At 34.6% G+C, this 12,890-nt stretch carries 12 protein-coding genes; all 12 read left to right on the top strand.

Going from position 1 to position 12,890, the window contains the following annotated elements; translation table 11 throughout:
* The first annotated feature begins 16 nt into the window (after positions 1–16).
* The 12 genes from NSS71_RS09030 (at position 17) to NSS71_RS08975 (ending at position 12,886) form a co-directional block, all read left to right on the top strand.
* On the top strand, positions 17–613 hold the full coding sequence (locus NSS71_RS09030) for a YpjP family protein (protein WP_047940441.1): 597 nt from the start codon (positions 17–19) through the stop codon (positions 611–613).
* Between the two features lie 76 nt (positions 614–689).
* Positions 690–1,271: a TerD family protein gene (locus NSS71_RS09025; protein WP_047940442.1), complete on the top strand. Its 582-nt coding sequence runs from the start codon at positions 690–692 to the stop codon at positions 1,269–1,271.
* Positions 1,272–1,307: 36 nt separating this feature from the next.
* A complete protein-coding gene (locus NSS71_RS09020; protein WP_047940443.1) occupies positions 1,308–2,090 on the top strand; it encodes a TerC family protein in 783 nt (260 codons plus the stop codon).
* Positions 2,091–2,365: 275 nt separating this feature from the next.
* Positions 2,366–3,562, top strand: a complete 1,197-nt coding sequence (locus NSS71_RS09015; RefSeq protein WP_047940444.1) for an HpcH/HpaI aldolase/citrate lyase family protein — start codon at positions 2,366–2,368, stop codon at positions 3,560–3,562.
* Complete coding sequence (locus NSS71_RS09010; RefSeq protein ID WP_172885238.1) at positions 3,504–4,862, top strand: phosphoribosyltransferase family protein; 1,359 nt, start codon at positions 3,504–3,506, stop codon at positions 4,860–4,862. Before NSS71_RS09015 ends, NSS71_RS09010 begins: the two co-directional genes overlap by 59 nt.
* Before the next feature lie 2 nt (positions 4,863–4,864).
* On the top strand, positions 4,865–5,983 hold the full coding sequence (locus NSS71_RS09005) for a cysteine protease StiP family protein (protein WP_047940445.1): 1,119 nt from the start codon (positions 4,865–4,867) through the stop codon (positions 5,981–5,983).
* The gene (locus tag NSS71_RS09000) at positions 5,980–6,774 is read left to right on the top strand and encodes an HAD family hydrolase (RefSeq protein ID WP_047940446.1); all 795 of its coding nucleotides are present in this window, start codon (positions 5,980–5,982) and stop codon (positions 6,772–6,774) included. The genes NSS71_RS09005 and NSS71_RS09000 overlap by 4 nt, the downstream gene beginning before the upstream one ends.
* Before the next feature lie 822 nt (positions 6,775–7,596).
* Positions 7,597–9,246, top strand: coding sequence for a YceG family protein (locus tag NSS71_RS08995; protein ID WP_047940447.1), 1,650 nt, complete (start codon positions 7,597–7,599; stop codon positions 9,244–9,246).
* The gene (locus tag NSS71_RS08990) at positions 9,243–10,346 is read left to right on the top strand and encodes a toxic anion resistance protein (RefSeq protein ID WP_095259065.1); all 1,104 of its coding nucleotides are present in this window, start codon (positions 9,243–9,245) and stop codon (positions 10,344–10,346) included. The genes NSS71_RS08995 and NSS71_RS08990 overlap by 4 nt, the downstream gene beginning before the upstream one ends.
* A 331-nt stretch (positions 10,347–10,677) precedes the next feature.
* Positions 10,678–11,289, top strand: coding sequence for a TerD family protein (locus NSS71_RS08985; protein ID WP_047940448.1), 612 nt, complete (start codon positions 10,678–10,680; stop codon positions 11,287–11,289).
* Between the two features lie 61 nt (positions 11,290–11,350).
* Positions 11,351–11,929 (top strand): TerD family protein, encoded by a 579-nt coding sequence (locus tag NSS71_RS08980; RefSeq protein ID WP_047940449.1) that lies wholly within the window; start codon positions 11,351–11,353, stop codon positions 11,927–11,929.
* A 249-nt stretch (positions 11,930–12,178) separates the two neighbouring features.
* Positions 12,179–12,886, top strand: a complete 708-nt coding sequence (locus NSS71_RS08975) for an anthrax toxin lethal factor-related metalloendopeptidase (RefSeq protein WP_061796437.1) — start codon at positions 12,179–12,181, stop codon at positions 12,884–12,886.
* The last annotated feature ends 4 nt before the right edge of the window (positions 12,887–12,890 follow it).

The raw sequence follows: 12,890 nt of genomic DNA, 5'->3' as shown, positions 1-12,890 counted from the left end.
AAGCGAGGTGTAATAAATGCCTAATTGGCTTCGTAAAAGCCTGGTCGTATTTGTTTCTATTTTAACGTTTGGTCTTGTTTCACCATCACCAGCAACCTTTTTAAATAATAATAATAATGATAAGAAACCAATTGATGAGCGAGAAGTACCATTTGCTAGAGAAAGTATCGAAGATGAAGCGATATTTGTTGATAGTACTGAGGGAAATTTCTCAAGAGCAGATTTTATCAGCAATATGATGAAGGAAGCAGAAGCACAAAGCTATTTAAAATTCGGGCCAAAAATTAAACCAGTAATTGAAGATGAATTTCGTTTAGTTGTTCTTCCAAATATGGAAAAAGCAATTAATGAAGTAACGCATATTTTTCCAGAAGAAGAGTTAAGTTATTTAACAGTAACTGAATTTCCTGCTGCAGGTACAAGTGAACGGATATTTCATATTACGAGAGATAACGAGGATATTATCCGATTTCATGTAAGAAGGGATCGTCCCCCACAGGAAGGTTATTATTTTAACTTCCATTACCACACGTATCATGATCAATTCCAAACTCATTATGCACTTGGAGAAATTTACTGGGATAAAAATACTCCGCCAAAGTGGATGAGCTAAAAAGGGGAAATTGAAACTTTTTTATCTATGATTACGTAAAGGAACTATACTGAAAAAACTTGGAGGTAGAAAGATTATGGCAATTAGTTTATCCAAAGGACAAAAAGTAGATTTAACAAAAGGCAATCCTGGTTTATCAAAAGTAATTATTGGTTTAGGCTGGGATTTAAATAAGTATGATGGCGGAACTGATTTTGATTTAGATGCTTCTGTATTCTTACTTGGCGAAAATGGAAAAGTAACAAATGATGCTGACTTTGTATTTTACAATAATCCATCAGGTGGAAATGGTGCGATTGTTCATTCCGGAGATAATCGTACAGGCGCAGGCGAAGGAGACGATGAACAAATTATCGTAGATTTAAAAAGTATTCCAGCTAATATTCAACGTGTTACTTTTACGATTACCATTCATGATGGAGAAGCAAGGAATCAAAATTTCGGACAAGTTTCTAATTCATTTGTACGTATTGTTAACGAAGAATCTAATGAGGAATTGATTCGTTACGATTTAGGAGAGGATTTCTCTATTGAAACAGCGTTAGTTGTTGGGGAACTATATCGTCATAATAATGAATGGAAATTTAGTGCTATTGGCAGTGGTTACCAAGGTGGTTTAGCTGCATTAGCAACAGACTTTGGTCTGCAAATTGGCTAAGACTTTATAAGCATATTTTAGGAGGAACCTTTTTTCATGGGGATATTTGAGACGATTATAGATACATATGCGCAGTTTTTTAACTGGCAAATGTGGGGTGAGGTACTAACAGACCCAGTCAGCTGGGGCTATATTGGAACACTTGTAATATTGGAAGGCTTGTTATCAGCGGATAATGCATTAGTTCTTGCCGTGATGGTTAAGCATTTACCACCAGAACAAAGAAGAAAGGCGTTGTTTTACGGGTTACTAGGTGCATACATATTCCGCTTTATAGCTATCGGTATTGGTGTTTATTTAATCGAATTCTCATGGGTGAAAATACTAGGAGCGGCCTATTTGGCCTATCTCTCTATTAAGTACTTCGTGGATCGTAAAAAAGCTGCGAATCAACCAGAAGACGGAGAAGAAGAGAATAAAGGAATCAACAAAAATGGAATTCTTATTCGCACATTCGGATTATTTTGGGGAACGGTAATTTCTGTTGAATTAATGGATATTGCCTTTTCAGTGGATAGTGTTTTAGCAGCATTTGGTGTCAGTAACCAAGTGTGGGTATTATTACTGGGTGGTATTCTTGGTGTGCTTATGATGCGTGGTGTAGCGGGTGTTTTCCTTAAATTAATTGATAAAATTCCAGAGCTGGAAGCAACTGCTTATATTCTAATCTTGATTATCGCAGTTAAGATGCTATTAGGCGTTTTTGATATTCACATCGAACATATTTATTTCTTCGGATTGTTAGTAATAGCATTTGGAGCAACTTTCGTTATTCACTTTAAAAATAAAAAGAAAGCAGAACAACAAGGCGAGGCTTAATAATTTTTGAGGATATTTCTAGTTTCTGTCAATAGTTAGTACTAGGGATATCCTCTATTTTATTAATAAGAAAACTTCTTTGCTGTAACCCTTCCCGAAAACCTCTATAAAAACCTTATGGATGCAGCTAAAGCCATTCATAACGAAATAATACTCAAAAAATGAATTTTATAGTAAAATAGTAATAATTATCCTCTTTCAAACAAAACTATTTATTTGTGAATTTTCAGAATAGTATATAAATGGAATGAAAATACTGGAATGGAGCAAAGGAAATGAAATTATTCTCTGACTTAAATGAAAAACAATTGGAACGTCTTTTCTTCAAATTACCAGAAGAGGTGTTTAGCACTTCGGAGAAAGAAGTATTATCCTACGCACTTGCTTCGACATTGTATATGCCTGCAACTAGACCTAATATTTATCAGGACTTATTGAGAAAGAAACATCCTGCTTTAACCTCTATGGTTATTTGTCTGGAGGATTCTATTGGCGATCATGAGGTCGATTTAGCAGAAAGAAAATTAGTAGAAGAGTTAACCGATATTGATCATGCTATCCAAAATGGCTCCCTGATAAAGAGTGAATTGCCATTGATTTTTATTAGAATCCGTTCCATTGCGCAGTTTTTAAGTTTAATGGATATACTTGGTGATAAGATCGCTTTATTAACAGGTATTGTAATACCAAAATTTGAAGCAGAAGCAGGAGAAATTATTTTAAAGGAATTACAAAAATATAACAAGCTCGGATACTGTTTATATGCAATGCCGATATTGGAAACGAAAAAAATAATTGAAAAAGAAACGCGAATGAATGAGCTTCTCTCCATAAAAAAAGTGCTTGATGATTATAAGCACTTAATTTTAAATGTTAGAATAGGTGCAACTGATTTTTGTGGATTATATGGGATACGTAGAAGCCCAGAAACAACCATATATGATATTGCCATTATTCGAGATTGTATTTCAGATATTATTAATATATTTACACGGGCAGATAGTGCCTATGTTGTTTCTGGACCAGTCTGGGAGTATTTTACGACGAAAGAAAGATTTCTAATTCCTCAATTAAGAGAGACACCTTTTCGAAAACGTTATGGAAAAGCAGGAATGAGTATGCGAACACAGCTAATTGATAAACATATGGACGGATTAATAAGAGAAGTTATGATGGATATAACGAATGGATTAACAGGGAAAACGATTATTCATCCGACCCATATAAAGCCAGTTCAGGCATTAAACGTTGTTTCCTATGAAGAATATTTGGATGCATTAAATATTATGGATAGCAATAATGGAGAAATTGGTGTTATAAAAAGTAGTTTCTCCAATAAAATGAATGAAATTAAGCCTCATTTATATTGGGCGCAAAAAATTATTTTAAAATCAAAGGTTTACGGGGTGTTCCATGAAGGATTTACATACATTGACTTACTTAAACAAGAAAATTTCATTACCAATCATTGATCATTTACAGATGGACATTTATGTTAAAGAAAATCCATTTCAGCTTCCTATCGAGGACTTTTTTAAAATGGCTGCAAGAATCAATAAAAGACGGGCGTTTTTATTTGTCAGTAGACTACTGGGAAAGCATTTGCCAATAGAACCAAAAAAAGGTCTGCTAACAGGTTTTATGCTTGCAGCGAGATATGAAGAAATTATGACAGGAAAGCACTCACCGCAAAAGGAGAAATTATTGGAGATTTATCATGATTCCTCTTTGCCTTTCCTGGATAAGCCTTTTATCCAAAAAGAAGTTTGCAATCCTATTATTATTGGCTTTGCCGAAACAGCAACTGCACTTGGCCACTCTTTTTTCAAGGCTTTTAAACAAGCATCCTTTTTTCATACCACAAGAGAAAAGATTAACGAGCTGGATCCAATCATTTCATTTGAAGAAGAACATTCACATGCCACTTCCCATCGATGTTACGTAAAAACGGATATTCTTGCTAATAATCGGGAAATAATTCTCGTTGATGATGAACTCACAACTGGAAAAACAGCGATTAATATTATCCGAGATCTCCATAGAAACTATCCAAGAGATAAATATACGGTGGCATCCATTCTCGATTGGCGCTCTAATAAATGGCAATTAGAAATGAAAGCTCTTGAAGAAGAGCTGCAAATAACGGTGCAATCTGTCTCCTTATTGAAAGGTAGTTTTGAATTAGTTGGGGAGCAAATAAATCTTACACCTAAAATGGAGAGTTTGGTAACAAATGAAGGGAATCCATTGATAGAATATATTAGTCTAGAAAATTATGTGAAAGATCGCATTGTGCCATTGACGTCTTCAAATCTTGCGGGTGAGTGCAATAGCTTCCGATATTTAAAGGATACTGGCAGGTTTGGGATTCATACAGAAGAAGGAACAGATGATTGGATAAAAGAGGCTGCAAAGATGCTCAAGAAGAAGAGGAGGGGAACTAGTCTTTGTGTCGGAACAGGAGAATTTATGTATATACCCATGAAGTTAGCTAGCTTCATGGGGGAAGACATATCTTATCAATCGACTACAAGAAGTCCAATTTATCCACATAATGAAGAGCATTATGGAGCTCAAACAGCATATTGTTTTGCAAATCCAGAAGATAAAGAGATTGTAAATTTCTTATATAATGTAAAGCCTAATCAATATGATGACATATTTTTATTCTTTGAGAGAAATGTGAAAGAAGATAGCTTAAAAGAGCTGCTGACGGCATTAAAAGCAGTTCAGGTAAAAAAGATTAATATCGTCTATTTTAGCGGGAGGTAAAGATGCATTTAAACATAAATGAGCAAGTGAAATTCGGATCTTATAATAGTGAAGATGTCATTTTTCTTTTGAAAAATTTAAACGGAATTATACTAGAAGGTTCCACCGAGGAACGAGAAAAAAAGATTCAAAGTGGAGCACATTATAGCGAAACATTACCAATCGAATATAATCCACCAGAACAGTATTTACAGCTTTTTTGGAAGACACTGCATGATTATAAAGATAAGGTAGCACTTAGTACCGCAGTTGTCGCAGAGCAGATTTATCGTAAACATGGAAAACAAACGGTCTTAGTTTCATTAGCAAGAGCTGGTACTCCTATTGGGATATTAATTAAGCGATATTTAAAAGAAAAATATCATGTTTCTTTACCGCACTATAGTATTTCGATCATCAGAGACAGAGGGATAGATGAAAATGCCATTAAGTACATATTAAAAACACATAAAGGATCTGCTATCCAATTTATTGATGGATGGACAGGTAAAGGAGCTATTTCAATTGAATTAACAAAAGCCTGTGAAAGTTTTTTTAATAAATATCAGGTTCACTTAGATGATACATTAGCTGTACTGGCAGATCCAGGATACTGTACTACACTCTATGGTACGAGAGAAGATTTCTTGATACCGAGTGCTTGCTTAAATTCTACTGTGTCTGGACTTGTCAGCCGTACCGTACTAAATGAAAGATATATTCAAATGGATGATTTTCATGGTGCTAAATATTATCAGGAATTAGAGCCATATGATGTATCAAATATTTATTTAGATAAAATTACTGAGGCTTTTCAAAATATTAATTCAAAGCAAGTTGAAGAAAGAATGAATGAGAATGGCTTTGATCAATCCGTTGATTTTCGAGGGATGAAAGAAGTTCTAGCCATTAAGGAGGAATTTCATATTGAGAGCACGCATTATGTTAAACCAGGCGTTGGAGAAACTACAAGAGTCCTTTTAAGAAGAGTGCCATGGAAGGTTTTAATGAAAGATCCGGATAGTCCTTATGTGCAGCACATCGTTTTGCTTGCCGAAGAAAGAGGCGTAGAAATAATTCCATATCCCCAAATGAGCTATACATGCTGCGGTTTGATTAAAAAGGTTGTGCAAGAGGGATGAAATTATTTGCATCTGACTTAGATCGAACATTAATTTATTCCAAACGTGCTTTAGAAGAAATGGAAACTCCTTGGAATCAATCGATGATTGGGGTCGAAGAGAAGAATGGGAAGTATGTCTCTTTTATGACAAAGGAGAGCTATGGTTTATTGAAAGAGATTGCTTCCCACTATTTATTTATTCCTGTGACAACAAGAACATATGAGCAATATAAGCGGATCTTTATATTTGAAAGAGATGTACCGGTATCTTACTGTGTAACCAGTAACGGGGCAAGAATACATCATAATGGAGAAATCATGAAAGAGTGGGAAGAAAGGCTAAAGCGGAAGCTTGGTGTGGAATGTATCGAAAAAGAGGAGATATTGGAAATGCTCCGAGAGTATTCTCTCCCTGGAGAATTGAAAATTGCTGATAATCTTTTCTTTTATTATGTGCTAAATACCACTATAGACTCCGATTTAAAAATACAACTAGCAAAAATAGCAGCAGCAAATGGCTGGAATATCTCATTGCAAGGAAGAAAGCTTTACTTTATGCCGAGTCCTGTTTGTAAAGGAGAGGCAATAAAGTATATAAAGGAACGAGAAGGAATCGAGCAAACAATTGGAGCTGGAGATTCCTTATTGGATCTACCTTTTTTAAATATATGCCAAACAGCGTTTATTCCTAGGCATGGCGAGTTAATATGTGGTGAATCAAGTAGATACTCTCATAAAGCCACAGCTCATAAAGGTGCGTCTGCTGGAGAAGAAATCTTAAGAAAAGTTTATAAAGAATTTACTCTTTAACGACTCTAAGGCGACCGAATCACGGTCGCCTTAGAGTCGTTAAAGAGATGGATTTGAATGAAGATAAATATATTTTATAGATCATCAGGTGAATCTTTTATCAATTTGAGCAATAAACAATAAATGGCGACAAAGAATAAATAGCAGCAAACAAATATAATAATCCCAAATAAGATAGATTCGAAAAAGATGGCCATAAAAAAACTAATTATTAGAGAAATAAAGATTAAATCAATAAAAACATACATGTTGGAAGATAGAACATTTTGCACATAATTTAAATCTGTCTCAATTTCATGATATGTGTATTTTCGAAAAAATGATCTCATAGTTAGCACCTACTCGCCTATTGTACTGTATTATATGCACAAACAGAAGGTTAGGTGCTAAAAACACAGGTTGAAGAGTATAAAGAAAAATCTTACGAAAGATTTCAGTGTGACGATAAAATGATTTAGTAAAATTAAATGGGATTTTTATGTGCTGCTTGTGGTGGTTAGGGGGGAACTCCTGTAGGATAAGCGGGATAGCCTGAGACCTTGCAGTCTGAAAGCAGAACGCGGCTAAGCGTGAACCCCTGAAACAAAAAGCAATAACCCTATACATAGGATATACTATAGACAAACTTATAATTCTAAAATTCTGTGGGTTTATATACAGTTTAAAATCTTACGAAAGATTTCTTTTCGGACTACAAAAAATGAAACTTTTTTATTAAAAATTCGTAAATAAATATAAAGTAGAATGTTTAGTGTTTACAAGGAGCTATGCTATGATAAAGATAGAAAGTTATCTTTGGTTTAAAATTAGGAAGTGGAGAAAATGAATAAAGACTTTTATACCATTAATAATATAATACTTCCATTGTCTGAAGAAAACTGGTTTAAACTTTTGCTAAAGCCTATTAAAGAAAGACCATTATATGATACCAGTAATCGTATATTTACTTTCGGGCAGGCAGTCGTTAAACTACTGGGAATATCGCTAGACGAGGATGAATATTATAATCAGCTGTTTAATTGGATACATAAAGATAATACTGGTTTACACTTATTAACAGATGAAACACTCGATAGGACAATCGATAATCAGCATTTCCAATCTATTCAAAAAGTATTTAATCGAATGAATGAGCAGAATTTATCCATTAATCGATTTGTTGCTTTTCTTGACGGAGAGAATGTACTGATAAAATCCTCTGTTCCAGCTATTCATCGGAAATTGCGGGAAAGTTTTATTAAAGTAATTCAGCATTTCGCAGAATTGGAAGAAAACGGCTTGAAAAATAAGGATTTAAGAAGATTAGTAGTGGATATTGTAAAATGGTCGATTAATCATTTACAGCCTGTCTTAGAAGAAACCGAATTAAATGAAAATATGCCTAAGTTTCTTTGGTATGGTGATGCAAGTAAAAGTCAGTCCTATTTTATCTATTATCTCCTTACCATTGGGTGTGATATTGTAATGGTTCATCCTAATGGCACAGATATTTTAGAAAAGTTAAAGCTAGATAAGGAGCTGTTTTTTCAGCATCAATATCCACAACGGAAAGAACCTGAAAGCTTTCCTACAGAAGAAAGAAAAAGAACAGCGACTGTAGCATATCGAGCGTCAAAGGAAATTGAGAGTATACTGCATCATGAGGGATCCAATCTTTATAAACCATGGCAATTTAGAGATTATATCCCCTTTTCGGTTACCCTAAAAACTACATATGATGAAATTTTTCTTTTGGAGAAAGAGCTTGCTATGATTCGACCAAACTTTGAAGTGAAAAATGGAGAAGTGCATATCCCTGCTATTTTTGCTAAAATATTTGGTGTAAGTAAAAATCGCAAAGAATACTGGGATCGTATTCACGGAATAGTCAATCGAGAGGATACGCTATTGATTAAAGATTTTCCGTTTACAAGAGCAATTATTAGCGATTACCGATATCATTATCGCGGAGCGCTGGGAAGAAACGGTTTACTTGATCCGGAAAAGATGATGAGTGCCCATTATTGGAATTATAAACAGCTGCCAACCGGCTTACAAAAAGGGATAGCTGCTGCAATTTCAAGAGTATGCTCAAGACCAGTACTTATAAAACAATCGGATGAATCAGATGAAGATGTAGCAATTTTTCTATTTTCACAATGTTTACTTATACCAGATGAACTTTTAAAAATGCTTCAAAAATTTGATTACTCTCAAGAAGTACCAAGTATTGTATTATTTAAAACAGAAAAAAGCGGCGTATTCACGCGAGAAGATGCAGCAATGTTAATTTTAATGAATGCATTGGGTGTTGATATTATTATTTATAATCCACCTGGACATGTCGATATGGAGAACTTTATACAAGACAATTTATTTGATGCCCATTGGCTCGAGGACGTTGTATTTGATATGGAGTATAAAGAGCCATCCTTTTTGAAAAGGGGACTGTTTGGCGGATTTTTAAAGAGTAGAAAGGGAGATAATGGATGAACATGCAACCATCAAATATAAACAATGCGGATAACCAGGTCGCAGAATTATTAACAGAAGAAAAAGTATCAGAAATTAAATTAGCGCTTAGAAATGAGCCAGAAGTGCAAAAATTGGCCCAGTCTATTGATGAAAAGGATCAAATTCAGATTCTTGAATTCGGGAAAGAGCCGGCAACGCAAATTTCAAAATTCTCCGATAAAATTCTTAACAATATGAGAACTACTAAAGTGGAAGATTCCGGAGAATTATTAAAACAGCTCGGCAGAATAATGGATAAATTTGATAAGAAAGATTTTGAAGATGCGTCAAAAGGTTTCTTTGGCAAACTGTTTAAAAAAAGCGAAAAGATTATGGAAAAACTTTTTGGGAAATATCAGTCTATGGGACAAGAGATTGATAAAGTATATGTTGAAATATCGAAATATCAAAATGAAATGGTTGATTCGACGACGATGCTTGATGAAATGTATGAGCAAAATTATCAATATTATTTGACGCTCGAAAAATATGCAGTTGCAGGGGCAATGAAGTCGGAAGAATTAAAGACACAAGTGCTTCCGCAAATCGAAGCTAAAGCAACTGCTGGAGATCAATTAGCGGGTATGCAGCTCGACTCCCTTAGAAATGCGATAGAGCTCCTTGATCAGCGGGTTTATGACTTAGAAATGGCCAAAATGGTTGCTCTGCAAACAGCACCGCAAATACGTTTGCTTCAAAGAGGAAATACAAAATTAATTGGAAAGATTAATTCGGCATTTGTTACGACGATTCCAATTTTCAAAAATGGACTAATCCAAGCTGTTGCTGCCAAAAGACAAAAATTAGTCGCAGATAGCATGAGTGAACTGGACAGAAGAACAAATGAAATGCTTGTCAAGAATGCGCAAAATATATCCCAGCAAAGCGTCGATATTGCAAGACTTGCAGGAAGTCCCAGCATTAAGATTGAGACGATTGAAGAATCTTGGAATATTATTATAAAAGGAATGCAAGAAACAAAAACAATTGAAGAAGAAAATAAGCGGTTAAGAGAAGAAGGCACAAAGAAATTAGAAGAATTACAAAATAACTTTAAGCAAATGAAACTTCAAGGTTAATGAGAGAGATAATTCCAATCACTTTTTATGAATTATCATGAGAATAATTGATAAGAAAAGTGTTTCGAAACTCTATAAAGTTTAGCTGCATTGATTGAAATGGATATATTTTCTGAGGCGAGAAATTGTCTTAGAAAATATATCATCCATCTTAACATAAATCGGGAAAGATACTAGTTTATTACTAGGAGTTTGATTGCACTTTAGAATCATAAGATAGTAGAGAAATATTAAAAGACGTTATTTTAGAGCTAAATAATCGGTGTGAATTAGTGTTAAAATAAAAAACTTTAAAAAAGTAAAATTATATCATACATAGGAGTTGGGAATATTGGCGATTAATTTGCAAAAAGGTCAGAGAGTTGATTTAACAAAAGGGAATCCAGGATTAAGCAGAATTTTAATTGGACTTGGTTGGGATCCTGTTCAACAAAATAAGGGCGGGGGCTTATTCGGTTCTCTTTTTGGTGGAGGACAGGCAGCAAGTATTGACTGTGATGCATCTGTAATTATGGTAAATGAACAAGGAAAGGTTCAAGCAAATAGTGATGTTATTTATTTTGGCAATTTAAAAAGTCGCGATGGCAGTGTAATCCATTCAGGCGATAATTTAACAGGTGACGGGGATGGAGATGATGAACAAATCCGCGTTGATTTAAGTAAAGTTCCTGCACATATACATAAACTCATATTTGTTGTTAATATTTATGATGCAGTAAAAAGAAGACAAGATTTTGGAATGATTCAAAATGCCTTTATTCGAATTGTTAACCCATTGACGAATCAATCACTTATTCACTACAATTTATCAGATGATTATGCAGGGAAAACTAGTGTAATAGCTGGAGAATTATACAGACATGGACAGGATTGGAAGTTTGCGGCTGTTGGCACAGGTACAAATGCTGGTAGTTTAGGAGAGTTGGTTAAATCGTTTTCATGATAGGGGTAAAGCAATAGTAATTTGAGGATCCATCTATTATTTGACGAGGGAGGAATAGAAATTGAGTATTAATCTTTCTAAAGGACAACGAATTGATTTAACTAAAACAAATCCAGGCTTAACAAGAGCAATTATTGGATTAGGCTGGGATATTAACCAATATGACGGTGGGGCTGGCTTTGATTTAGATGCATCGGCATTTATGGCCGATGACAATGGGAAAGTGATAAATGATGTGGATTTTATCTTCTATAATAATCTTATTCATCCTAGCGGCGGTGTGGAACATACAGGTGATAACCGTACAGGAGAAGGCGATGGGGATGACGAGCAAATCATTATCGATTTCACAAAAATCCCTGCACATGTAAGCAAAATTGGGATTGCAGTAACCATCCATGACGCTGAAGCAAGAAGACAAAATTTTGGACAAGTTTCAAATGCATTTGTTCGCGTTGTAAATGAAGATAATAATATGGAGATTCTCCGATTTGATCTAGGGGAAGATTTTTCAGTTGAAACAGCTGTGATTGTATGCGAACTTTATAAACATGGCGGAGAATGGAAATTTAACGCAATAGGTAGCGGCTTTTCTGGAGGACTTGCTGCACTATGTCGGAATTATGGTTTAGAGGTTTAATGAGGAAAACTATTAAAATTTTGTCTTGATTTTTCTCCTTGCTGACATATGTCCAAAAGAGTGAACATAGAAGTATGCGGTGATTTCTCTATGTTTTATTCTTTTGGATTTTTTTAGGAATTCTTACCCAATATTAACTAGTATTTTGCGTTGACTCCCCATGATATAATTTTAATAGATTAGTATATTCTTATCCGATGAATGAGTAATGGATAAAAAGTGCAGTCGGTTTATTGGGGAGGAAGAGGGATGAGATGGCTCAAAAGATTGGCACCAGTAGGAATGATAGCAGCAACCAGTATTCTTATGGGAAACTCACAGCTTCCAAATAATGAAACATACTTAAAAAATCTGTCTGATTTAACAGTTGTTAAAGCACATCTTTCCACCGATGCAAAAGAAAATTTAGGGAATATTATTATACTGCCTGATGCGAAGTTTGACCAAACAGAAGCAGCTACTATAATTGAAAGATTAAATAAGTTACCTCCTACGCTATTAAATAAGATACAATCTAGTGGAATAAAGGTGAAATTATTTACAGGTAAATTAACAGATAATAAAACGGCACAGAAATTCGCTGGTATTATTCCTAGAGGATACACCTCCCAAAAACCATGGGATGATGTACCTGGTATTGGGGGAGGCAAGGTTGTGCTAGTGAAGATTGGCGCAAGCGAAAAGGGAAAAGGTCATAGTTCAGTTAATTTAGAGTATCATGAATTAGCCCATTCTATTGACTATAAAATTTTAAAATATGGAAGTAAAACAGAAGGATATAAAGCAATATGGAATGAAGAAAAAAGTAGACTATTTCCAACTAGACAATATTTTCTACAATATGCGGAAGAATATTTCGCCGAAACATTTGCTATGTTTTATGTTGGTGGAACGGAAAAGGAAAAACTTTTTGAGTATGCTCCAAAAACATATCATTATATCGCTTCTATTCAATAGCTTG

Source organism: Niallia sp. FSL W8-0951, assembly GCF_038006525.1.
GTDB lineage: Bacteria > Bacillota > Bacilli > Bacillales > Cytobacillaceae > Niallia > Niallia circulans.
This window is presented reverse-complemented; position numbering and strand designations above follow the sequence as displayed.

Coding starts and splice junctions, on each gene's coding strand:
- NSS71_RS09030 (WP_047940441.1), top strand. CDS start 17: ATGCCTAATTGGCTTCGTAAAAGCCTGGTCGTATTTGTTTCTATTTTA.
- NSS71_RS09025 (WP_047940442.1), top strand. CDS start 690: ATGGCAATTAGTTTATCCAAAGGACAAAAAGTAGATTTAACAAAAGGC.
- NSS71_RS09020 (WP_047940443.1), top strand. CDS start 1,308: ATGGGGATATTTGAGACGATTATAGATACATATGCGCAGTTTTTTAAC.
- NSS71_RS09015 (WP_047940444.1), top strand. CDS start 2,366: ATGAAATTATTCTCTGACTTAAATGAAAAACAATTGGAACGTCTTTTC.
- NSS71_RS09010 (WP_172885238.1), top strand. CDS start 3,504: ATGAAGGATTTACATACATTGACTTACTTAAACAAGAAAATTTCATTA.
- NSS71_RS09005 (WP_047940445.1), top strand. CDS start 4,865: ATGCATTTAAACATAAATGAGCAAGTGAAATTCGGATCTTATAATAGT.
- NSS71_RS09000 (WP_047940446.1), top strand. CDS start 5,980: ATGAAATTATTTGCATCTGACTTAGATCGAACATTAATTTATTCCAAA.
- NSS71_RS08995 (WP_047940447.1), top strand. CDS start 7,597: ATGAATAAAGACTTTTATACCATTAATAATATAATACTTCCATTGTCT.
- NSS71_RS08990 (WP_095259065.1), top strand. CDS start 9,243: ATGAACATGCAACCATCAAATATAAACAATGCGGATAACCAGGTCGCA.
- NSS71_RS08975 (WP_061796437.1), top strand. CDS start 12,179: ATGAGATGGCTCAAAAGATTGGCACCAGTAGGAATGATAGCAGCAACC.